The organism is Bacillus seohaeanensis (assembly GCF_042684945.1).
Lineage (GTDB): Bacteria > Bacillota > Bacilli > Bacillales > Bacillaceae_B > Rossellomorea > Rossellomorea seohaeanensis.
Map to the genome: position 1 here is coordinate 277853 of NZ_JBHUMF010000030.1, position 22145 is coordinate 299997.

At 37.1% G+C, this 22145-nt stretch carries 22 protein-coding genes; 5 read left to right on the forward strand and 17 right to left on the reverse strand.

Features of this window, described 5'->3' with window-relative positions; genetic code table 11:
• Positions 1 to 13: 13 nt before the first annotated feature.
• The 4 genes from ACFSUL_RS12840 to ACFSUL_RS12855 form a co-directional block, all read right to left on the reverse strand.
• Entirely contained in the window at positions 14 to 808 is a 795-nt protein-coding gene (locus ACFSUL_RS12840; RefSeq protein WP_377936000.1) for a DUF1444 domain-containing protein, read from the reverse strand.
• Positions 809 to 1043: 235 nt separating this feature from the next.
• Complete coding sequence (locus ACFSUL_RS12845; protein WP_377936002.1) at positions 1044 to 1355, reverse strand: thioredoxin family protein; 312 nt, start codon at positions 1353 to 1355, stop codon at positions 1044 to 1046.
• 2 nt (positions 1356 to 1357) lie between these two features.
• On the reverse strand, positions 1358 to 2377 hold the full coding sequence (locus ACFSUL_RS12850) for a PTS transporter subunit IIC (protein ID WP_377936004.1): 1020 nt from the start codon (positions 2375 to 2377) through the stop codon (positions 1358 to 1360).
• 987 nt (positions 2378 to 3364) lie between these two features.
• On the reverse strand, positions 3365 to 3877 hold the full coding sequence (locus tag ACFSUL_RS12855; RefSeq protein ID WP_377936006.1) for a hypothetical protein: 513 nt from the start codon (positions 3875 to 3877) through the stop codon (positions 3365 to 3367).
• A gap of 242 nt (positions 3878 to 4119) precedes the next feature.
• Between ACFSUL_RS12855 and ACFSUL_RS12860 the strand changes: the two genes are divergently transcribed.
• On the forward strand, positions 4120 to 4566 hold the full coding sequence (locus tag ACFSUL_RS12860; RefSeq protein ID WP_377936008.1) for a YtoQ family protein: 447 nt from the start codon (positions 4120 to 4122) through the stop codon (positions 4564 to 4566).
• Positions 4567 to 4706: 140 nt separating this feature from the next.
• Here the strand turns inward: ACFSUL_RS12860 and ACFSUL_RS12865 are convergent, their stop codons facing one another.
• On the reverse strand, positions 4707 to 5228 hold the full coding sequence (locus ACFSUL_RS12865) for a DUF84 family protein (protein WP_377936010.1): 522 nt from the start codon (positions 5226 to 5228) through the stop codon (positions 4707 to 4709).
• An 89-nt stretch (positions 5229 to 5317) separates the two neighbouring features.
• A complete protein-coding gene (locus ACFSUL_RS12870) occupies positions 5318 to 6391 on the reverse strand; it encodes a M42 family metallopeptidase (protein WP_377936012.1) in 1074 nt (357 codons plus the stop codon).
• A 214-nt stretch (positions 6392 to 6605) separates the two neighbouring features.
• On the opposite strand from ACFSUL_RS12870, the gene ACFSUL_RS12875 reads away from it, so the two are divergent.
• A complete protein-coding gene (locus ACFSUL_RS12875; RefSeq protein WP_377936014.1) occupies positions 6606 to 6920 on the forward strand; it encodes a hypothetical protein in 315 nt (104 codons plus the stop codon).
• 74 nt (positions 6921 to 6994) lie between these two features.
• On the opposite strand, the gene ACFSUL_RS12880 is transcribed toward ACFSUL_RS12875, so the two are convergent.
• Both ACFSUL_RS12880 and trmB read right to left on the reverse strand, forming a co-directional pair.
• A complete protein-coding gene (locus ACFSUL_RS12880; protein WP_377936016.1) occupies positions 6995 to 7837 on the reverse strand; it encodes a YtnP family quorum-quenching lactonase in 843 nt (280 codons plus the stop codon).
• Positions 7838 to 8070: 233 nt separating this feature from the next.
• The gene (gene trmB / locus ACFSUL_RS12885; RefSeq protein ID WP_377936018.1) at positions 8071 to 8718 is read right to left on the reverse strand and encodes a tRNA (guanosine(46)-N7)-methyltransferase TrmB; all 648 of its coding nucleotides are present in this window, start codon (positions 8716 to 8718) and stop codon (positions 8071 to 8073) included.
• Between the two features lie 252 nt (positions 8719 to 8970).
• Between trmB and ACFSUL_RS12890 the strand changes: the two genes are divergently transcribed.
• Positions 8971 to 9249, forward strand: coding sequence for a YtzH-like family protein (locus ACFSUL_RS12890; protein WP_377936019.1), 279 nt, complete (start codon positions 8971 to 8973; stop codon positions 9247 to 9249).
• Between the two features lie 19 nt (positions 9250 to 9268).
• Here the strand turns inward: ACFSUL_RS12890 and ACFSUL_RS12895 are convergent, their stop codons facing one another.
• The 5 genes from ACFSUL_RS12895 to thpR form a co-directional block, all read right to left on the reverse strand.
• Positions 9269 to 10045, reverse strand: a complete 777-nt coding sequence (locus tag ACFSUL_RS12895) for a phosphotransferase family protein (RefSeq protein ID WP_377936020.1) — start codon at positions 10043 to 10045, stop codon at positions 9269 to 9271.
• Between the two features lie 164 nt (positions 10046 to 10209).
• Positions 10210 to 12351, reverse strand: a complete 2142-nt coding sequence (gene pulA / locus ACFSUL_RS12900) for a type I pullulanase (protein ID WP_377936022.1) — start codon at positions 12349 to 12351, stop codon at positions 10210 to 10212.
• A 355-nt stretch (positions 12352 to 12706) separates the two neighbouring features.
• Positions 12707 to 13651 (reverse strand): diacylglycerol/lipid kinase family protein, encoded by a 945-nt coding sequence (locus ACFSUL_RS12905; RefSeq protein WP_377936024.1) that lies wholly within the window; start codon positions 13649 to 13651, stop codon positions 12707 to 12709.
• A gap of 2 nt (positions 13652 to 13653) precedes the next feature.
• A complete protein-coding gene (locus ACFSUL_RS12910; RefSeq protein WP_377936026.1) occupies positions 13654 to 14619 on the reverse strand; it encodes an NERD domain-containing protein in 966 nt (321 codons plus the stop codon).
• 85 nt (positions 14620 to 14704) lie between these two features.
• Positions 14705 to 15259 carry an RNA 2',3'-cyclic phosphodiesterase gene (thpR, locus tag ACFSUL_RS12915; protein WP_377936028.1) on the reverse strand — a complete coding sequence of 185 codons (555 nt, stop codon included), beginning with the start codon at positions 15257 to 15259 and terminating at the stop codon, positions 14705 to 14707.
• Between the two features lie 334 nt (positions 15260 to 15593).
• On the opposite strand from thpR, the gene cysK reads away from it, so the two are divergent.
• Complete coding sequence (cysK, locus tag ACFSUL_RS12920) at positions 15594 to 16526, forward strand: cysteine synthase A (RefSeq protein WP_377936030.1); 933 nt, start codon at positions 15594 to 15596, stop codon at positions 16524 to 16526.
• 477 nt (positions 16527 to 17003) lie between these two features.
• On the opposite strand, the gene dat is transcribed toward cysK, so the two are convergent.
• The 4 genes from dat to ACFSUL_RS12940 all read right to left on the reverse strand — a co-directional run bounded on the left by dat (position 17004) and on the right by ACFSUL_RS12940 (position 21327).
• Positions 17004 to 17843 carry a D-amino-acid transaminase gene (dat, locus tag ACFSUL_RS12925; protein ID WP_377936032.1) on the reverse strand — a complete coding sequence of 280 codons (840 nt, stop codon included), beginning with the start codon at positions 17841 to 17843 and terminating at the stop codon, positions 17004 to 17006.
• A gap of 97 nt (positions 17844 to 17940) precedes the next feature.
• Entirely contained in the window at positions 17941 to 19356 is a 1416-nt protein-coding gene (gene pepV / locus ACFSUL_RS12930) for a dipeptidase PepV (RefSeq protein WP_377936034.1), read from the reverse strand.
• 125 nt (positions 19357 to 19481) lie between these two features.
• A complete protein-coding gene (locus ACFSUL_RS12935) occupies positions 19482 to 20621 on the reverse strand; it encodes an ABC transporter permease (RefSeq protein WP_377936036.1) in 1140 nt (379 codons plus the stop codon).
• Positions 20614 to 21327, reverse strand: coding sequence for an ABC transporter ATP-binding protein (locus ACFSUL_RS12940; RefSeq protein WP_377936038.1), 714 nt, complete (start codon positions 21325 to 21327; stop codon positions 20614 to 20616). The genes ACFSUL_RS12935 and ACFSUL_RS12940 overlap by 8 nt, the downstream gene beginning before the upstream one ends.
• A 417-nt stretch (positions 21328 to 21744) precedes the next feature.
• Here ACFSUL_RS12940 and ACFSUL_RS12945 point away from each other — a divergent pair, with 417 nt between their 5' ends.
• On the forward strand, positions 21745 to 21963 hold the full coding sequence (locus ACFSUL_RS12945) for a DeoR family transcriptional regulator (protein WP_071410994.1): 219 nt from the start codon (positions 21745 to 21747) through the stop codon (positions 21961 to 21963).
• The last annotated feature ends 182 nt before the right edge of the window (positions 21964 to 22145 follow it).

Below are 22145 nucleotides of genomic sequence, written 5' to 3' on the forward strand. Positions count from 1 at the left end.
CTGTTTTCTCCCTTCACTTTTTCCGGTTTTTTGCTAAAATAAATATCGGTTCCAATTCACCATCTTCATAAAGAAAAGATAGTGCGGTAATCGGTACTTTACCGTTCGTAAAGAAACTCATTGTCATTTGGGCAAGAACATCGTATCCCGTTTCATTTTTAATGTCTCCTATGATAAGGACATCCTGATGGGGAACAGAGACGGTCATCTCCCCTTCAACCTTTTCCCTCATCTCTCTTAGAAACGACTCATTAAGAATTCTGCTTGCATCATAACCATCATTTTGGTTAAGGAAGTAGAATGTGTTTCCTGCCACTACATCCTCTTTCACTTTAATAGGTAAAGACCTGCCATTAAAAGCCGCAACTTCTTTTATTTGTTCCATACTCCATTTTTCTTTTTCAACCATTTTTTCATCAATTAATCTATAGGTAGTTCCTAAATCAAGTGCGTAATAAATGCGTGTTTCCGCAGTATGATCATCAAAAATTAATGGAACCCCATCATTTGATTCTGTCGGAAAAGAAGTAGAACGTATAACAGGGAAAATTGATTTTTGTTTATCTCCTAATGTAGACTCTGTTCCCATAACTTTTAGAGCTTCCTCTACATAATAGATAACCTCTTCAACTGCTGCGTCACTTTTTTCCTTCCATTTAGCAACAATAGGCGGTAAAGATACCGTTATTCCTTTTTTAGTTTCTTTATTTTCAATTCGAAGCGTATCTTTCTCCCGATCGTATGTAAATGTTCGATTGTCTTGATTTAATCGCTCCTGAATAATGTTTTTTAGTTTTTTTACATCCATATTTATTCCCTCCTTTTGAGGAGTCATTATCCTATACCATTTTACAACAAAACTAGTGGAATTCAAAAGAAAAGCGGATGCGGCTTGATTAGCTCGCGATGAAAATAGGAATTTTCCTCAAAAGGCGCTTTTTCCCTTTAGAGGAAAAGCATCTTTTTCATCGCGAGCTAGACAAAAGAAAAGGATGAACCGCCTTATTAAGCGGGACATCCTTTGAAACAACACTTATTGACGATTAGAGGCTTTCAATAAAACTTTCAATTTCTTCTTGCGTTTTACGATCTTTACTTACAAATCGACCCTTTTCTTCTCCATTTTCAAAAGCAACGAAACTAGGAATTCCGTAAACATCAAGTTCTGCACACAAATCAATAAATTGATCTCGATCAACATAGATAAATGTAAATTCTTTATATTTATTTTCTACTTCTGGTAAAAATGGTTCAATCACGCGACAATCTGGGCACCAATCTGCAGAAAACATAAAAATATGTTTACCATCTTGCTTCAATTCATTAAACTGTTCAATACTTGCCAATTTTTCCATCTTCATTTCCCTCCTGTGTCAATCAGCAGCTGATTCTCTTTAATCCAGCCGATTTTTCGCATATATTCAGATAATAACAGGCTTAACACGGCTGGTCCAATAATATGCAATACGAGAACTTTCATCAATACTTCTATCGTAAAACCCATTGTTGTAAATGTCATGATCTGTCCTACTAAACCACTTGTTCCCATTCCTGCACCACCAGGATTATTTTCCATCACCCATAATGTCGTTCCGAACGGTGCAAGTATCATTCCAGCGACAGTAGGCGGTATTAATATAAGAGGATTTCTTACAATATTCGGTACTTGCAACATCGAAGTACCTATACCTTGAGCAAGTAATCCTCCCACTTTATTTTCGCGGTAGCTTATGACTGCGAAACCTATCATTTGTGCCGAACAACCAATAGTGGCCGCCCCAGCTGCAACGCCACTTAAATCTAGCATAAAGGCAATTGCAGCACTCGAAATTGGAGCGGTCAATGCAAGTCCCATCAATGCTGCTACTAGTATACCCATAATAACCGGTCTTTGCTCTGTCGCCCATTCAATCCAACTTCCAAAAATCTTCATAAAATCTCCAATCTCTGGCCCGATAAAATAAGCAGCAGAAACCCCAACGAAAATGGTAACAAATGGCGTGACGATAATATCTATTTTGGTTGTTTTACTAACAAGCTTACCAACTTCAGCAGCTAATACTGCTGCTACATAAGCACCCGCAGGTCCACCACCAAACGCTTGCCCGGCAGCACCTGTAGCTATAGCGGCAAATAAAACAAGCGGTGGTGCACCTAAACCATAAGCTACAGCTACACCTATCGCTGGTCCGTAAAGATCCATTGCCATTTGTCCCATTTCTAGAAAGAAAGACCATTGGAATTGCTCGCCGATTGTTTTAATAATGACCCCTATAATTAACGAACTAAAAAGACCTAACGCCATATAACTTAGTGCATCTATAAAATAGGCTTTTGCAGTAAACTTTATACCTTTTTTATTTAAAAAATCCCTCATATATTATGCCTCCTTCTTAAGAGAAGTATGTCCAACATACTTTGCTAGTTAACATCTATTTACTAGTGTAAAGACACATGTTATTTTTGTCTATAACTAATTATCGATAGGCGAATGTTTCATAGTACATGAAGCAATAAAAAAAGAGGCTGGGACATAACTAAAGTACTATCCCCTAAAGACGAACAATGTCAGGTTAAATTGTTTAGTAATCACTGTTACACACCGCTGTTGATTTCCGTGTCAAGACTTCGCTTTCCGCGGGCGGTCGGTGAGCCTCCGAGAAAAGCGGAAGCGGCTCGTTTTGCTCGCGAAGAAAATAGGGAAATACCCAAAAGGCGCTTTTTGCCTTTAGGGTATTTCATCTTTTTCATAGCGAGTTAGCCGCTGGAGCTAGACATGCGCTGCGCTCTTGCGGGGTCTCACCTGTTCCGCTTTTCCCGCAGGAGTCTTCGTCTTGCACTCCAATCAACAGCTAGAACAAGTTAAAAAGAACAACAAGTTTTATGAAGACTTATAAAAAAAACGAACTAATTCGCCTTCAAATGAAAGAATTAGTTCGTTTTTTTATTCACCTAGAGCACATTTGTCCCAGCCTCATAAAAAAAAGACTGTCTTATCAAAAAGACAGTCTTAGTATATGGCTGTTTTCGCAAAGTTTGTTGTTTTCGGTGATAAACAATGGACCGTTCCTTTCCGCTACAGGCACTTGCTTTCCGCGGGGAGGAAGTCAAACCTCCTGGAAAAGCAGAAGTGGCTTGTTCAGCTCGTGAAGAAAATAGGAAAATTTCCTTAAGGAGCCTTTTGCCTTTTGGAAATTTTATCTTTTTCACAGCAAGCTAGCCGCTGGAGCTGGACATCCGTTCCGTCTGTGGGATTTCGACTTTTCCTCTATTTCCCACAGGAGTCAAGTGCCTTCCGCCCCAATCCACTCTGTGTTTTCTATGTTGTCAAAAGCAACACTCTTTTAGAAAACAGCCTAGTAGATTAATCTTCAGTATTTATCGACCTAACAATTTTCATCATCATTTCACTGTTTTCAGCCAAATTTTCCATAGTTGATTGAGTAGTCATTTTTGTTCCACCTACACCAACTATTAATTCATATTCTTTATTATCCTTTAACTGTTTAATAACGTAATATCCAAAACGGTTTTCTTTTTGAAATGTCTCTTCTGCTACTATATTATTTTTATCTTTAACTGTCATTGTATATAATAATTCACTATCTTCTTTTTCATTTGGATTCGTAAAAAGAATAAATGTATTAGAGCTTTTCGAAATAATAATGTTATTAGGAGATTCCTTTTCTATATCTGCACCAAAAGGAAGGTACAATGAAACATTTCCTGCTGTATCAGTTGTTTTTTCAGCAGAACTAGTAAAAGCCTCTTTTACAGCCCCATCCGTTTTTTCTTTTTGTTCCTCAATAGTTGTATTGCCACATCCTGAGAGTAAAAGCAATAGAGACATGGAAAAAATCGCAATAAACTTGTTCATCTATTTTTATCCTCCCTTGGTATTACTCGAGCCCTAGTCTATAATACCCCTCACAAAGCCCTATTGACAACCCTACTATCAAAATTTGCAGTTTACTGTCGAAAAAAGTTTCTTATAGAGCCAAGGAGTTTAGATATGATAGGATTAAGTAAGGGTGTTTCATTGATTTTTCTTCATCGCTTTTTACAGCCGAAACTACCAAGTATATCCGAAAAAAATTTAAGGAAAAGGACGTGTTACCTATGGATATCACTGTATACTTAGCTGGAGAAATACATAGCAATTGGCGAAATGAAATCAAAGAAGAAGTTCATTCTCTTCAACTTCCGATCACGTTTGTTGGGCCGATGGAGAACCACGATAGAAGTGACAGCATTGGGGAAGAAATACTAGGAGAGCAACCTGGAAAAGTTTTTCGTGATGAAGCAGCATCAAGCATAAACAATTTACGTACCGAGTTACTAATGAAAAAATCAGACCTTGTCATTGCACTTTTTGGCGAACAATATAAACAATGGAATACAGCGATGGACGCTAGTTCTGCTATTACACTAGGGAAACCACTAATTCTAATTAGACCTGAAAAACTACACCACCCACTAAAAGAATTATCCAATAAAGCAAACGTAACCGTAGAGAATGTTAGTCAGGCAATTAAGGTTCTTTCGTATATATTTGAAACAGAATAAAAAGAAAAGCGCAAGCGGCTTGATCAGATTGCGAAGAAAATAGGAAATGTCCCCAAAAGGCGCTTTTTGCCTTTAGGGGGCATTTCTCTTTTTCATAGCGAGCTAGCCGCTCGAGCTGCATTTCCATAAACCAAAAATCGTTATCTTCCCTCTCCATACTTCCATTGCCCAATTAAAAGTTTTACAACATGTTGAAACATCTCGTCTCTAGTAATGAATCCATTTGTAAAAACACCAACTGCCCCTTCTTTATGGCGGATTCCATTTCTTTTCGTATAGTCATCCATTACAGGACCAAGTTCCTCTCCACCCTTTAATCGTATAGCAATTTCATTCGGTAATTTTATCCTTGCTCCTCCTGCAGTGATTTCATTTCCATACTTATCAGCCAAAGCACCCCAATTACATAAAAATAATCCAAAGGTAGTTTCTGTTACACCACCTTCTAACCCAATACCAATGTCGGCCTCCGTTTTTTGTAACACATTTTTGGCCCTGTTTAGTGCACCTGTTATCGTTTCTTCATCCGAAAAAGGTTGTTCACTTACATTTGATTCTGTTTTATGGCTTTCAAATATTACCTCTTGGCTATCAATACGTTCAAAAGCCTTTTTTACTGCATTTATTTTTGCAGGATTAGTTGTACCTATCGCGATTTTCATTGTTGCCCCTCCAAAGACACAAGATTAGGGCTGCCCGTAGAAGATATTCTCCCTGAGCAGCCCCATATTTAAAATAACATTCTAGTAGTTTAACCGTTATTTTTAATTGTTTCTAATGTAGTACGATCGCATTGTTTTACTAACTTCACAATCAATTCTTTTGCTGCAGCATAATCATCAATATGAATCATAGAAGCATGCGTATGAATATAACGAGAACAGATACCGATAACACCACTTGGTACCCCTTCATTTGATGTATGCACTCTTCCTGCATCTGTTCCACCTTGCGAAACAAAATATTGATAAGGAATGCTATTTGTTTCTGCTGTATCTAAAATATACTCTCTCATTCCTTTATGAGTCACCATGGAACGATCAAGAATCCTCAGTAATGCACCTTTACCTAGTTGTCCAAACTCATTTTTATCTCCTGACATATCGTTTGCCGGACTCGCATCAAGAGCAAAGAAAATATCAGGATTAATCATATTAGAAGCCGTTTGAGCACCACGTAGACCAACTTCTTCCTGTACAGTAGCACCAGAATACAATGTATTAGGCAATTTTTCTCCTTTTAATTCTTTCAGAAGCTCTATAGATAAGCCACAACCGTAACGATTATCCCACGCTTTTGCTAAAATCTTTTTATCATTTGCCATTGGTGTGAACGGACAAACCGGAACAATTTGCTGACCAGGCTTAATACCTATCCGTGCAGCATCCTCTTTATCGTCAGCCCCTATATCAATCAGCATGTTTTTTACATCCATCGGTTTTTTCCGTTGTTCTTCTCCTAACAAATGCGGTGGGATGCTTCCAATTACACCAATAACCGGACCGTTTTCTGTTATAATTTGTACGCGTTGAGCAAGTAGCACTTGGCTCCACCAGCCACCTAAAGTTTGGAATCGAATCATCCCGTTTTTCGTAACAGATGTGACCATAAATCCAACTTCATCCATATGTCCTGCTACCATTACAACAGGATCTCCTGCATTACCTTTTCTTACACCAAATACACCACCAAGACGGTCTTGGGCAAGTTCATCTGAGTATAATGATAATTGTTCTTTCATAAATGATCTAACAGCATGCTCATTACCAGGAGCACCTGGTAGTTCTGTTAATGTTTTGAATAGTTCTAAAGTATCTTGATTCATAAATATAACCCCTTTTTACTTATTGTGCGTTTTATGTACATTTTCATGTGTCTAGTTCCAGCAGCTACAGGCAAGCCACTTCACTTTTCTATTTTACAGAACTTTCATACGATTCGCCACTATGAGCGGTGAAATGTTGTCTTTTATTCTTTTTCGTTTAAATGTGTTTATAGTAATATAAACAGTAGGTCTATAAATTAATGGAGGTGCCGTAATGAATTGGAAGTCTTTTATCGTTGGAGTCGGAATAGGTGCTATAGGAGGCATTCTACTAAAAGACACCATCTCCTCCTCTTCTTTCGTCCCAGCTGAGAAAGTGCTACAAGATGTAAAAAGGTCTTTTAAACAGGATGGTAATATTGATGGATCTTGGATTGAAATGAAGCCGGAAAACTATGAAAAGCACGCACACAAAACAAAGATATACCGCGGTGGAATCTCGAAAAGGAACGGTTCGGGGTTACAGCAGTTTGAGTTTATTGTTGATGCGTATACTGGTACGCTAATGGATTTATATCCTATTTCTTAAGTCTAAACTAACTTATTCTGCTTATTTTTCAGTGAAAAAGCAGCCTGATTAAATAATCAGGCTGCTTTTCTATTTCACCTTTTACGTTCAACTGCTTCTACTACTTCCCCACCATTATTCCACTTTACTGCTCGATAATGTGCATCATGATAAAAAATAAACCAACTATCTTCATCAATTGCTTTATTAATCCATTTTTCTTTTGCATAAATAGATGTCATCGGATAATCATCATAAGCTAACACCCATAAAGGGTTTCGGTGAGCGTGTGTTGGCATAATATCAGCCATATGAATTAGCTTTTCACCATTTAAGTTAAGCGTAATAATGGAGTGTCCATCACTATGTCCACCAGTGTGAATCATTTTTATACCAGGAAGGATTTCAATTTCTTCCTTGAATGTTTTTACTTGATGTTGAATACTTTCCCAATTTTGTTTCCAGTATGTATTCCCCGAACGGATGTTAGGATTTCTCATTTCATTCCACTCTACTTCTGATGTATAAATGGACGCATTTGGAAACGTGGATACAAGTTCACTATTCTCATATTTGGTGAGACCACAAGCATGGTCAAAATGCATATGTGTCATAAGGACAATATCAATATCATCAGTTGATAAACCCAATGCTTCTAACGATTTTTGTATTTCTGATTCCTCATGTACCCCATAATTCCTTTTTTGCTTATCGTCAAACTTTCCATTTCCAATACCGGCTTCAATTAAAATATTTTTTCCCTCGTATTGAAAAAATAGCGGATCCGTTCTTAACTCAATCTGATTTTTTTCATTAACAGGATACTTACGAGACCATAACGGCTTCGGCACTACGCCAAACATGGCACCGCCATCCATATGAGTCACACCGCCTTGTAGCCAATATATTTTGACTCCCCCAACCGTTAACGTTTCCATTAAAATTCCTCCTTTGTTGTTAAAAAGGAATAAGGTAAAGAACTATCATTCCTTCTCTCCCTCAAGCCTTTTGTAGTAAAAATTCTCCCATACTTCTATTTTATCAGAATAAATGAACAACTTATAGAGAAGTAGCTTAAAAAGCAAAATGCCTGGCCACCCCAAACAGTATATAGTGCTTAAAACTATATACTGCTAAATGGGAGAAGCCAGGCACTTGCACTACCGCTTCATTATTTTTCATTTTGATACTTTACTTCACATCGATAAATTCTCTGTCCTTTGGCAGAAAATTTCTCTTCATATTCTGTCATAATGTTTCCTTCAAACTCTGAATGGTGAAGATCAAGGCTTAAAAATGTTAGTAATAGACCATATGCTGAGAAGCTTTTCAACGAATATTCAAACAACCCTTGATTATCCGTTTTGAAATGGATTTCTCCACCTTTTATTAATATATCTTCATAAGATTGAAGAAATGTTTTATACGTTAAACGACGCTTTTCATGACGATTTTTTGGCCATGGATCAGAGAAATTAAGATAAACTCGGTCAATTTCTCCATCAGCGAATATTTCGTTTAAATTTCTTGCATCTACATTCAACAATTTCACATTCGGAAGCTCAGCTTCAATTAAACGATCTAATGCAGATACGAGAACACTCACATATAATTCGATACCAATATAATTTATATCAGGATTGGCTCTTGCCATTTCCGTTACAAATTGACCTTTTCCTGATCCTACCTCAATATGGATAGGATTGTTGTTACCAAATATGGACGACCAGTTTCCCTTTTTTTCTTGAGGTTCAGGAATAACATAGTGGGAGTTTTCCGCAATTTTCTCTGAAGCCCAAGGTTTATGTCTTAAACGCATAGCGACACCTCGTTTTTTCATTTATGAAATTATAAATATTTATGGATTAATGCTATTTCATAGACTAGTTCTCCAAGCCCTAAAGGTTAAATATTAGGCTAAGTAAGTCTTTCCGCTTTCAAAACAATACCATGTGTTGTGTTTCCTTGCAACATATTATATAGATATTTAAATCAAGCGCATAAACAAAAAAAGAATTCACAAAATAAGAGTGAATTCCTTTTTTACTCTATATATGAAAGGGTGTTATAAATGCCTTTAAATTATCAAAATCAAATGCAGTTGCTACAAGATATTTTACGTAACCATCAAGAAGATTGCTGCGGATCTGTTTCCGAATGCGAGCAAGTCGAACGCTTAGTTAAATCATTAATGGCGAATTCAAACATCCATGAAAATATTAAACCGATTTTACAGGAAGTTTATCAATACAGCCATGCAGGGATATCTTCATCCAACTTAGATACTCACATTACTTCTCATCAGCAAAATTTGTCTCAGTGGGTTGATGGAATGAATACCTACTCGTAATAAAAAATAAGTTCGTGTTTCAAAGGATTTTATGCAAGTATTCAATCCAGTGATTCATTTCATGAAAGCGACCTTTTGCTTTATGCCATTGAATCGACAGTAATGTTTGAGCTACGACATACCATTGCATTCTGACTCTTAGCTCATCTGTTAATGGAACACCATACTGATTAAGATAGTTCTCCCATTGATCTTCTGGAAGGTACCAATAGAGAAGCATTCCGAGATCAATTGCTGGATCAGCTATCATTGCCCCATCCCAATCAATTAAAAACAGCTGGTTGTCATCTGATAGCAGCCAGTTGTTATGATTGACATCTCCATGGCAAACAACATATTCTTCATGCTGCATTTGATGCAGTTCTTGTTGTAGAAAATGTAAGGCCTGCCTTACAATCGGTAACGATAACAAATCAAATTCCACACTAGTCTCTATTTCAGCAAGCATATGTTCTGGCTGAAAAGGCTCTTGCCCTAATCGCTCTAACATACTTAACAACGGTTTAGATGAATGTATTTTGTTAAGCAATTTGGCTACCCTTTCACTTTTCATTTCATCAGGGTCTAATTCTCTACCTTTTAACCAATGCTGTGCTGTAATAACGTCTCCATTTTCAATCCGCTTTGTCCATACAAGCTTCGGAACAATTCCTTCTGCCGATAGCACTGCAAGGAATGGCGAGGAATTACGTTTCAAAAAAAGCTTTTGTTCTTGATATTGAGCAAAAAAAGCCTCTCCTGTCGCTCCTCCTGCAGGGACTATTTCCCAATCTTGGTCGTCAAATAAGTGTTCCAATATTTTCACCTTCTATTGGTCCTTCACCTGAGTTAGTTGTATCCTGTCTCTACCTAGCGTATAAACCAAAATACAAAGTAAAAAACAAAAAGATAGCCTTCAAAAGCCATCTTCTTTTTAAATTTTAATATCATACACATTTTTCGTCAAGCACCATCCTATGTCTATCTTACTAAAACATAAGACGAGACGGGCTCTAACAACATGTTAAATGTTTTATTTATTCCTATTCCATTTATACTTGCCTTTTCTCCATTCGCTAAACACATCCATTGCTCTCCTTTTGGAAGTGAATACTGTACTGAATTTATATCCGAGGTGAAAATCAGCAAAATTTCTGCCCACGGACCATAAGAACGGACATTTTGATAATGAACCGTTATAAGATTATCTTTTTCCGATTTCATCTGAACATGCTGTTTGATTAATTCCACATTTGGAAAACGAAAAGCCCCATGACTTTTCCTTATTTTTATCAATTCTTGTACAAACTGAACATAATCATTATATTTTTCTCTATCACTCCAGTTCAATTGATTAATATCGTCCCCTGAATTATAGCTATTTTCTATCCCTTGCTTCGTTCGGTAAAATTCCTGTCCTGCGTGCAAGAATGGAATACCTTGAGATAAAAGGACAGCAGCAGTGGCTAAACGATGACGTTTCATAAGGCTTGAATTATCTTCCTGTAAGCAAGCCTTTAATTTATCCCAAAGTGTATGATTGTCATGTGATTCAACGTAATTCACAGATTGAACAGGCTCTTTGAACAAAGCCCTTTCCTGTTCATCTCTTCCAATACTCCCTGATAGTACATGCATTACCTTATTTTCTAAATGCCCACGCCCTAGAGCAAATCCTTTGTCATACAGGTTAAATGTACTTCCTTTAATCGTATCCCTAAACCTGTCATTAAATTGACCAATATTTGGAATCCTATCAGCGTTTCGAAGATTTGCTTTTTTTTCTTGTGGAATAGGGGTGTTTAAATCCCATCCTTCTCCAATCAGTATCGCATTTGGTAGAACACTTTCCACCTTTTCTCGAATACAATTCATTGTATCTACATCTAAGATCCCCATCAAATCAAAACGGAAACCATCAACTCCATATTCTGTTAACCAATATTCAATGGAATCCACAATGAATTTTCTTGCCATTAACCTTTCTGAAGCAAAATCATTTCCTACTCCTGTACCATTCGCAGGCATCCCATTTTCATCATGTCGAAAAAAGTAGCCTGGAACCAATTTTTCAAATGATGATTCTTCTCTTATAAATACATGATTATACACAACATCTAATATTACTCTAATATTTTCCTTATGAAGAGATTGGATCAATCGTTTCAATTCATTTATTCTTTCATGTGGATTCTCTGGAGCTAAACTGTAACTTCCTTCAGGTGCATTAAAGTACAAAGGGTTATATCCCCAATTGTAGCGTGTTTCCTCTTTGTCGTCTGTTACTCCCCCAAAATCATTTACGGGTAACAGTTCTACATGAGTCACTCCAAGTTCTTTTAAATATTGAACACCTGTACTATAGCCATTAGAAGTCCTTGTATTTTTCTCAGTAAAACTTAAGTATTTTCCCTTATGTTTCATTCCACTATCAGGATGAGCAGAAAAGTCTCTAATATTAAGCTCATATATAATTGCGTCTGTTGGAGAAGAAAGGGCTGGTAATGGCTTAACCAGAACTTGAGGATCCTCTTTGGTTACGATGCATCCCCATTGGCTGTTGAAGGATACAGATTTGGCATAGGGATCAATAAGCTCATTCCAAATTAAATTGTTGCATGTAAGAAAAGAATATAAAAAGCCATCGTAATTCCCTTTGATTACAAGTTCCCAAATTCCTTTTTCTTGTCTCAAAAGGTCATATTGCTTTACTTCATCCGTTTCTTGTTTTTTCAGTCTTACTTTTACAGCTGTTGAAGTTGGCGACCATACTTTAAAAGTGGTATGTCCATCCACATACGTTACACCTAAATCATTTCCATCGTAGTAATACTTTTCATCAAACTGCGGACTACGAATAACTGCACCAATTTGCAGGTCCGTTTCATTCCCATGTTCATCAATAATCACGTGCGTTTTCCCTAACTCGAGTTCTGTAGAAAGGCTACAAATGTATTTCATATGTTCAGCCAAAGCCTGTGTTTCTTTTATTTCAAGCGAATTACCCTCATCTTTGATAAAAAACTCAGTTGATTTCCCATCATAATAAGAATAGGGAAGCAAGATTGTTATTGTATAAATATCGTCTAAAAAAGCTTCATAAAGCCGATTGATGACTAACATTCTATCACCCAATTCTTTTTATCATTGGCTCTTTTCTCATAGATTGTTGTTTTTACTTATAAATTCAGCCCGTTGATTTCCGCTACGGGCACAAGACTCCTCAGGGAGGAATGGGAGCCTTCTAGAAAAGCGGAAGCGGCTTGCCCAGCTCGTGAAGAAAATAGGAAAATTTCCTAAAGGCGCTTTTTGCCTTTTGGGAATTTTATCTTTTTCACAGCGAGCTATCCGCTGGAGCTAGACATCGGCTTCGCCTGTGGGGTCTCCCACTTCCCTCTCTTCCCGCAGGAGTCAAGTGCCCGCAGCGAGAATCAACTCAGTAGGTTAAACTTAGTTTTTCGTTAAAAAGCAACAAACTTTACGAAAACAACCTTATCATTTGAAAGCTATTTGGCTTGACCGTTATGTTTAATTCTTTATTTGCAACTGCTTCGCCAATCGAATCTCCGTCAGAATGCACAGGCATATTTGCATTCGTTTGTACTTTTACCGATTCACCTTTTAAAATGTTTACACCTTTAATAGAGGTATGTTTCCCTTGAAAAACGGATAAAAACAATAACAGCAATTTCCATTTTGCAAGTCCAGATACTATAATAATATCCAATTCTCCATCAGCAGGGTCCGCATTAGGTGCAATTTTCATTCCTCCGCCAAAGTATTGTTGATTTGCGACCGTCAGAAACCAAACATTAGAAAAAGTAGACGTGTTTTTCTCGTCTATCGTCACATTAAGAGAGAACCGTTGAAACCCGATAATTTCCTTCAAAAGAATAAAAGGGTACACTAATTTACCTAAAGACCACTTATTTAAACGCTTTTTCCATTTAGAGCTATTTGCCTTTTCAGCAATTAATGCATCTAAACCTATACCCATATTATTCACAAAATACCCATTTCGTCCCTTCTCTAATTGAAAAAAACCAGTATCAAAGGACTTAGCGCTACCCTTGTTTTGGCAATGCTTCACCCATTCAAAAGCTTCCTTGCCATTTTGAGGCAATGTAAATCCTCTAGCAAAATCATTTCCGCTTCCAGCAGGAATATAACCTACATATATATTCTTTTGTCCAATTACATTGTTGATAACAGAACTAATCGTCCCATCCCCTCCTACCCCTATGATATAAAGGGGGCCTTTGGGATTTTTCTTTCGTTCTTTATTAATAATTTCCGCAACTTCATAACTAGAAGATGTTTTAAAAACTTCGCATCCTGCGTCCAACTTCTTCTCTAGACGTTCCCATATATGCAAAGAATATGTATTCTTTGCATTCCTATTAACAATAAAGATTGTTTTCATCTTTATTCTTCATCCTGTTCATCTACAACAGAATGATCCTCCCACTGTACCCTTCGGAAGGATGTAGTTGTGCAATACTCCGTTAATGCTTGTGCTGCCTTTAACTGAACTCCTTTAATCGGAGAGCGCGAATTCCGTAATTGTTGAAACCACTGGTCATGCCTTCTTTTATCAATAAATTGAATTCCTATTGGAGCTCGTGGATAGTCAATGTACCCATTTCTACTAATAAGACCTTTCTGTACAGGTAGATCTATTTCTGCATGGCTCAATATTTGTCCAATAAGACTCTCCATTCTTTTTAAAGAGATTACTGGATTTAGCACTTTCTCCTCTTTTTCTGCCCATTTTTTCGTCCAAAACCTTTCTGGAGAGCCAATATACGCTGCTCCATCCTCAAATTCTAAAAACGATAACAGCCAGACCTCTGTTGGTGTAAGTAAAATGACTTCTAATTCTACAGGTGCGTTTTTTATTTTCAGAATAGGGCAATAAAAAACTAAAGTATTATCTGGAAACCTTTGCAACAGATAACGTAAACGTTCATCATAATGATAACTGTTATCGACATAAGATTTTTCTAAAATAGTAGAACTTGCCCACTTCAATTGAAACTTAAAAATTTGGTCAAGAAAAATTTTCTTTAATTCTTCAAGTGATTGTATGTCTGTATAAATCCCCATATCAACCTCTAATTCATCTTCCGGTTCTTTGTATACTTCCCTTTCTGGCAAAGAGGCTTCTTCCTCTTTTTTCTTAAGAAACGAGAAAAGTTTGTTTTTTACACTTACCTTCTCTATTTCTATGATTTCTGGGGTAACCGGCTTTTCCTCCATTTCCCCACTTTCCCATTGATATTTCACTTTTTCCCATTGTTGTTTTTTTAAACGTACAAATTGGGAAGGATATCTATAAACATCAAATTCATATCTAGATACATAATCCTGTAGTTTCACTAATTGTGCCAAACTCTCTCGTCCTTTCACCTTGCCCTTTTTCTCCTACTCTAACTAACCATCAGGGGGAAAATCACCCACTGATGGAAGTGTCACTTTATTTTAAAGGAATAGTATAGATTGGTTCATATTTTGGTGTTTTATTTAAATGCGTTTGAAACAATACAAATTCTGTTACATCTATCGTTAATGATTGCTCTGGTTGAAAGCTTTCAAGCCATTTTGATGTGAAAGCTTCGTCTTTGTTCCATTTCCTAGCTACTGTAATATGTGGATTAAATGGTTTTTTATCTAATGAGAACCCCGCTTCCATACAAGCATTATAAACCAGCTTTTGTAAGTCGGCTAATTGCGTAGACTGTTCCAACCCGAGCCAAAAGATTCTAGGCGACTCCCTTTTACCAAAAGTTCCAAAATTATTTGTTTTAATTGTAAAAGGTGGAAAAGAATCCACAACCTTCTGCACTATACTTTTCGCTTTATCTAGCTTTTCTTCTGGTGCGTCACCGAGAAAAGCTAACGTAATATGATAGTCCTCTTCATGTACCCATTTTTTAAAGAAAGATTCTTCTTTCAAATCAACTAAGGATGAATGTATTTTTTGCTTTAAAGTAGTTGGTAGCGGTACTGCAAAGAAAAAATGTGTTTTCAACTAAAGCCCCGTCCTTTTATATTATTATTTTTATTGTAGCAAAATGATATGTTTTTAAAAGTGAAACTTCCAGTCGGGGAGTGGTTTTCTCCACGACTGGTTAGTTTCCACTAACTGGGCATTTACTGACGGTTCCCCGAAGCATGAGGGGATTACCGTCAGTTAATGCGGGGTAAAAGTCAAACTTCCAGTCGGCGAATGATTTTCTCCTTGAATGGATAGTTTCACTAAGAGTACCTTTGCTTAATCTTTTAGTTCTAAGTCCAGTTATTTGATAGATTCTGTTTGAATTAGTACTATTATAAGTAGAATATTTTTGAAAGGAAGTTGAACCATGAAGGTAGTTCAAAATATAGCTGATTTAATCGGTGATACACCGTTAGTAAAATTAAATCGCCTGCAGCCTGAGAATGGTGCACAAATATACGTAAAATTAGAATTTTATAATCCAAGTAAGAGTGTAAAAGACCGTGCTGCCTTTCAAATGATTGTCGAAGCTGAAAAAGCAGGTTTATTAAAAGAAGGTTCTACAATAATTGAACCTACGAGTGGAAATACTGGGATTGGGTTAGCAATGAATGCTGCTGCACGAGGATATAAAGCAATACTTGTAATGCCTGATACAATGACACAAGAACGAATTAATTTGCTAAAGGCATATGGAGCAAAAGTCGTCTTAACACCAGGGGAAGATAAAATGCCTGGTGCTATCAAAAAAGCAAAAGAGCTAACAGAAGAAATTCCGAATAGCTTTATGCCAATGCAGTTTGAAAATAACGCGAATCCAGAAGCACACCGACAAACTACTTCACTCGAAATTATCGAAGCAATGAAGGAAATTGGAAAACCCCTTTCTGCTTTTGTCGCAACAGCTGGGACAGGCGGGACCATTACAGGAACAGGGGAAGTATTAAAAGAAAAATATCCAGATTTACAAGTCCATGTTGCCGAACCAGCAGGATCTCCTGTGTTATCAGGGGGAAAACCAGGTAAACATAAACTTGTCGGAACTAGTCCAGGATTTGTTCCTGAAATACTGAATACAAATATTTTTAATGAAATTCACCAAGTTCAAGATGACGAAGCATATGATACTACCCGTCGTATGGCACGTGAGGAAGGAATTTTAGTAGGCCCATCTTCCGGTGCGGCATGCTATACTGCTATACAAGTTGCAAAAAGATTATCCCCTGAAGATATCGTTGTTTGTATTGCATGTGATACAGGGGAAAGATATCTTTCAAGTGATTTATTTCGCTTTGAATAATTAGTACGAAATGACCTGTAGAGAAAAAGTATCTTCAAAAAGGGCTTGTATATATAATTATTACGTGTTATATTACTAAAGCGATGAGCTGAATTGTGTAAGACGAGCAACGCACCTTTTAGGTACAAACTATGTGGAGTTTGGTTGCTCGCCTCAATTTTTCGTTAACGGATCTGCCAAATGGTAGGTCCGTTTTTATTTTGTCCAGCTACAGCGGCTAGCTCCTCGAGGACATAAGTCAGTCATCCCAAAAAGGAAAAAAACGCCTTTCCATAATACTCGTATTATGCTTGTCAGAACTGAACGAGCCGCTTCCGCTTTTCTAAGAGACTCCCAATCCTCCCCGAAGAGTCAAGTGCCCGTAGCGGAAATCATCGGGAAAAATTCATAAATGAAAGCAACAATCTATGAGAAAAGAGCCTATAAAAAAAGTGAGCTACAGTTCCACGCAGCTCACTTTCAAATTATTTATTTCATCTAAGACTCCATTTGCATCTGAAAAAGAGATTGTAATTTTTTTGTTACAGGACCTATTTTCCCTTCACCATACACTTTGTCATCCACTTTAATAATTGGCATGACCTCTGAAGTGGTGCTAGCCATGAATACCTCATCAGCTGCTTGTAGTTGCGCAATAGAAAAAGCCTCTTCAATGAACGTTATATTATTCTCCTGGCACACTTTTTGAATAACTTTTCTTGTGATTCCATTTAAAATAAGATTGGTTGGAGGATGCGTATAAATAACTTTATCCTTAACAATAAATACATTAGAAGAAGATCCTTCTGTGACTGTCTCACCTCGATGAAGGATTGCTTCAAAATGACCCTCAGCAGCAGCTTCTTGTTTAGCCAGCAAGTTACCAAGCAGATTTAAACTCTTTATATCACAACGAAGCCAACGGACATCCTCCACTAGTTTTGCTGTTACACCCTCATCCATTTTGGAAACAGGACGTGCCATTTCCTTTGTATATGCCACAATATTCCCTTTAACCTCAGGAGCAGGAAAATGGTGCTGGCGAGCTGAAGTCCCTCGCGTAATTTGGAGGTAAATAATTCCATCGTTGACCTTATTTAAAATAGCAAGCTCGATAAGTTTTTCCGTAAATTCTTGTTTTGAAAACGGAATGTCTATTTGAATTTTATTAGCACTTTCATAAAGACGATCCATATGTTCTTTCATTGTAAAAGGCTCACCATTATAAATGCGAATAACTTCGTAAATACCGTCACCAAATTGGTAGCCACGGTCTTCTATATCTACTTTCGCTTCCCCGCGATCAACAAGTTGCCCGTTCAAAAAAACAGTATTCATGACGCCTCTCTCCCTTTTACTTTTGTCCTACGGCTAGCTCGCTGTGAAAAAGATGATTTCCTTCACGTGCTGAATAAGCCGCTTTCACTTTTCTTTACTATTTAGCTAATTCATAGATAGCTTGAGCATAGATTGCTGTAGCTTTTAGTAAGTCTTCCACATACATGTATTCATCTTTTTGGTGTGCGATGTCTTCTCTTCCAGGAAATAATGCTCCAAATGCAACTCCTGCTTCAAGAGAACGAGCGTATGTGCCTCCGCCAATACTTAATAATTCTCCCTCTTCACCTGTCTGCTCTTCGTACACTTTTTTTAATGTTTGAACTAAAACATCATCTTTAGACACGTGATGAGGTTTCGAATTGGAAAAGTTCTCAATTACAAAGTCTTTTTCGCTTACTATTTCTTCGAGTTTTTCTTTTGCAGTCTCTAAATCGAATGTAACAGGATAACGCATATTTAATCCCAAACGGCCGCCTGCTTTTTCGTTATACTCTAATTTCCCAACATTTATTGTTAAATCTCCGGTAATATCATCACGGAAGTTCACACCAAGATAGTTTCCTCTTGATTCTTTATAAAAATAATCAGTAGTAAACGCAAAAAAGTTTTTAGCAGTATGATCTAATGGCAATCTGTTTAAAAATGCTGCTAAAAACAAGCCGGCATTTTTACCGTTTTTAGGTTCCATTCCGTGCGCAGAAACGCCTTTTATTTCTAGAACAAGCGCACCGTTTTCCACGTAATAATTGCCTTCTACTCCTTCTTGCTCTGTGAAACTCTGGAATTTTTGAATCCATCTTGTATGATCTTCTTCCATCACCAACTTTGCAATCGCGTAGTCCGGAACCATATTGTATCGTCTTCCAGATTGAAACGATTGAACAGTAATAGAAGAAGTCTCATCGGTGGAATCTGTTTTCCTTTGTTGTACTAAATCATAGTCTGCAATCCCTTTTTCAGCATAAATAATCGGAAAGTCTGCATCAGGTGCAAATCCCATTGTTGGCATTTCTTCTTTCTTAAAGTAATGCTCTACACAACGCCAGTCACTTTCTTCGTCTGTTCCAATAATCATTCTAACTCTTTTGTTTAATGGGACACCTAATTCTTTTACAATTTTCATTGCATAGTACGCAGCCATCGTTGGTCCTTTGTCATCAATTGCTCCACGGGCATATATTTTCCCGTCCTTTATTTCCCCACCAAACGGGTCAACACTCCATCCATCTCCTTCGGGAACAACATCAACATGGCAAAGTATCCCTAGAAGGTCATCCCCCTCACCGAACTCTAAATGACCTGCAAGATGATCAACATTCTTGGGTATAAAACCATCTTTTTCACCAAGATCAAGCAGGTACTGAAGTGCTTCCTTCACACCTTTTCCTAATGGAGCAGCCTCTGTTGCATTTTCTTCATCTAAGACACTCTTTATTTGTAAAAGTTTTTGCAAATCACTAAATAAACCTTCTTTCCTCTTGTCAACTTCCTCCATCCAATTTATCTGCATAAGGCATCTCCTTTATTCACTATGTATTTATATTAATATTATTGTAATCTTTTTAGGGAGTAAAGCAAAGCAAAGTGAAACCTAGAACAATGTGGAACGTAAGCCAGGTAACCTTGATTATAGAGTTATATAATTAGTACAAGTATAATCAGCAGTTCTATTACCAATGGCAAACATGCAACAGATAATGTAAATTTTTTCGCTTTAAAAAATACTTCTTTCTCTTTATATTTGCCTCCAAGTGGATGCTTCGTAATGAATTGATTCCATAGCTGATCATTCCAAATCAATACCGCTATATATACCACCCCCATTACGAATAACTTCAACCAAAGTGGAGGGATAATAAATTGTGCGGCAACTGAAAGACCAATTGCTTGCATATATAAAGCAGAATGTGAAAAATTTCGAATAAGAACCTTCCCGAACATCTCTAATAAACTTGTCAACGAAGTTCTTTTAGACTTTAAACTTACTTTAGCAAACCATGGCTTCTTTTTCTTAGGAGTTTTCACTGGCACGTCAATATCCTGCGACGTCATAAAAATAAGATTAATCCACTTCACCTTTTGTTTTTCCTCAAAAAGTAAATTGTAATGATGATATCTATGACCAACTTTAAAATGAACAAGTAACAAACCAGAAATTATTAATAACAAAACACTAATGATAATAGGTAATAGCGAAGTAATAAGCACTAAACGAAAAGACAACAGCCAATACAAACTTAGTCCCCATAGCGTAATACAACTACATAGAACTTTCTTCCATAAAGAACTTTGCATAAAAATAATTGGCTTTATCGCTAATACAACCCATTTGGCAGAAACGACAATCATGGCAAACAGAAAAAATTGGCTTAAAGAAAGATTATAATGCAAAAACCAAAATGGGGAGAGTAGCCCCACTACAAGAAGTTGAATGATTGATTGCATTATGAAACTTGTTACCACTCCCCATTTTTTCAATCCCTCAAACAACTTACGGTGCTTTAATAAAAAGATAAAATCTGCTCGTTGAATATAAATACGAACATTCCCGAACCATATCCAAAAGAAGGGAATGAAGAAAAATGTCATTATCGGAATTTCTTCGATCCAAGCTGGTGTCTCCATCCACCAAGAACGGTAGATCAGTGCCCCGATAAACAAGGAAGGAATAATTAAATATAATTGTATTGTCCAATCTGCAACTGTTTTCACCACATTGTACTGGTAGACAATTCCTTCCTTCCATCTGTTAAAAAATAGTTGGATACTAGTCACCTAAATCTACTCCCTCTTCAGGGATACAATCATACAATGTCCCACCTTCTGTAACACCGCATTCCTTTAAAACTTCCGAAAGGGTGCCGCTAGCAATTTTTGTCCCTTTTTCAATTACAATGAAACGATCACAAACTCTTTGAGCGGTATCTAACACATGTGTACACATAAGAATACCTGTCCCACTTTTCTGCATTTCCTCCAATGAAGAGAGCATAAGCTTCGTCGCATTAGGATCCAGTCCAATAAATGGCTCATCTATAATAAGTAATTTCGGATTGGTAAGTAGTGCTAGCACAATCATTCCTTTCTGTTGCATTCCTTTTGAAAAGCTAGATGGCAGTTGGTGCGCAACATCTAATAATCGGTATTTTTTTAGTAGCTCTGTTCCCCGTTTTTGAAGCTTTTCATAAGGAATCTCCTCCACACCTCCAATAAATTCTATATGCTCCCATAATGTAAGTTCATCATAGTAAATCGGTCTCTCCGGAATATAAGCGTATTCTTCATTTTCATGAAAGTTTATTGTACCTTTATAATGAGAAAGTTGCCCAAGCACCGTTTTGATTGTTGTACTTTTTCCAGCTCCATTCGAGCCTATCATTCCGACAAGCTCCCCTTCTTTTATAGAAAAGTCGATATTTCTAATAACTGCTGCCCTTTCGTCATACCCTGCAGATATTATCGATACAGTTAATAGTTCCATACAATCCCCCCCTATTTGTTATACGAACTCAAGTTGAAAAAGTAGTCAAATATTTCAATTAATATTCATTAAAATCATTTACTTTCATAGTTTAAATATAAGGGAACTAGAAAAGGAAGATGAATTATTTGTAAATTTGGACATTTTCCTAGAATTTTTTAAGGAAGAGGGGTACAATATAATTGTCTGACATCTTATGATTCTAAAAAATTGGAAGTGGCTTAGTTGGATATGACAAGTATCTTCGGGAAAACAACCGATTTCCCTGCTTTCCGGAAGATACTTTCGAGTCTATAGCTGCTAAATCCGAAAAGGGGTTGTCTACGACGCGGAGAATTACATAGTCAATAAAAAGAGAGAATCTTAGTGACAGTCCGTAGTCCTTGCCTTACGTAAATAAGATGAGGGAGTGGTTCTTTGAAACCTTCAACAAATCGAATGCTAACTCGTATCAAGTCAGTTTACATGTACATTAACGAAAAAGGTACAGTAACAACACAAGATCTAGTGGACGAATTCGGTATTACTCCTCGTACCATTCAAAGGGACCTGAATGTGCTAGCCTATAACGACTTAGTAGAAAGCCCAAGTCGCGGCCAATGGACAACAACAGATAAAAAAGTGAAAATATCTTAAAATGAAAAGCGGAAGCGGCTTGATTAGGAGCGACAAGCATTTCCGGTAACACAGCAGGGGGTCGCTCTTTCCCCTTAGCTGTTTTACCGGAAATGATCTCAAGCCCCTAGCCGCTGGAGCTGGACATATAGAAAAACGGAAGTGGATGGATTAGCCCTGACAGCCATTCACCTATACTAAAG

What these genes read in the sequence shown, in the direction of transcription:
- ACFSUL_RS12840 (WP_377936000.1), bottom strand. Translation starts at nt 808, where the DNA reads ATGGATGTAAAAAAACTAAAAAACATTATTCAGGAGCGATTAAATCAA.
- ACFSUL_RS12845 (WP_377936002.1), bottom strand. Translation starts at nt 1,355, where the DNA reads ATGGAAAAATTGGCAAGTATTGAACAGTTTAATGAATTGAAGCAAGAT.
- ACFSUL_RS12850 (WP_377936004.1), bottom strand. Translation starts at nt 2,377, where the DNA reads ATGAGGGATTTTTTAAATAAAAAAGGTATAAAGTTTACTGCAAAAGCC.
- ACFSUL_RS12855 (WP_377936006.1), bottom strand. Translation starts at nt 3,877, where the DNA reads ATGAACAAGTTTATTGCGATTTTTTCCATGTCTCTATTGCTTTTACTC.
- ACFSUL_RS12860 (WP_377936008.1), top strand. Translation starts at nt 4,120, where the DNA reads ATGGATATCACTGTATACTTAGCTGGAGAAATACATAGCAATTGGCGA.
- ACFSUL_RS12865 (WP_377936010.1), bottom strand. Translation starts at nt 5,228, where the DNA reads ATGAAAATCGCGATAGGTACAACTAATCCTGCAAAAATAAATGCAGTA.
- ACFSUL_RS12870 (WP_377936012.1), bottom strand. Translation starts at nt 6,391, where the DNA reads ATGAATCAAGATACTTTAGAACTATTCAAAACATTAACAGAACTACCA.
- ACFSUL_RS12875 (WP_377936014.1), top strand. Translation starts at nt 6,606, where the DNA reads ATGAATTGGAAGTCTTTTATCGTTGGAGTCGGAATAGGTGCTATAGGA.
- ACFSUL_RS12880 (WP_377936016.1), bottom strand. Translation starts at nt 7,837, where the DNA reads ATGGAAACGTTAACGGTTGGGGGAGTCAAAATATATTGGCTACAAGGC.
- trmB (WP_377936018.1), bottom strand. Translation starts at nt 8,718, where the DNA reads ATGCGTTTAAGACATAAACCTTGGGCTTCAGAGAAAATTGCGGAAAAC.
- ACFSUL_RS12890 (WP_377936019.1), top strand. Translation starts at nt 8,971, where the DNA reads ATGCCTTTAAATTATCAAAATCAAATGCAGTTGCTACAAGATATTTTA.
- pulA (WP_377936022.1), bottom strand. Translation starts at nt 12,351, where the DNA reads ATGTTAGTCATCAATCGGCTTTATGAAGCTTTTTTAGACGATATTTAT.
- ACFSUL_RS12905 (WP_377936024.1), bottom strand. Translation starts at nt 13,651, where the DNA reads ATGAAAACAATCTTTATTGTTAATAGGAATGCAAAGAATACATATTCT.
- cysK (WP_377936030.1), top strand. Translation starts at nt 15,594, where the DNA reads ATGAAGGTAGTTCAAAATATAGCTGATTTAATCGGTGATACACCGTTA.
- dat (WP_377936032.1), bottom strand. Translation starts at nt 17,843, where the DNA reads ATGAATACTGTTTTTTTGAACGGGCAACTTGTTGATCGCGGGGAAGCG.
- pepV (WP_377936034.1), bottom strand. Translation starts at nt 19,356, where the DNA reads ATGCAGATAAATTGGATGGAGGAAGTTGACAAGAGGAAAGAAGGTTTA.
- ACFSUL_RS12940 (WP_377936038.1), bottom strand. Translation starts at nt 21,327, where the DNA reads ATGGAACTATTAACTGTATCGATAATATCTGCAGGGTATGACGAAAGG.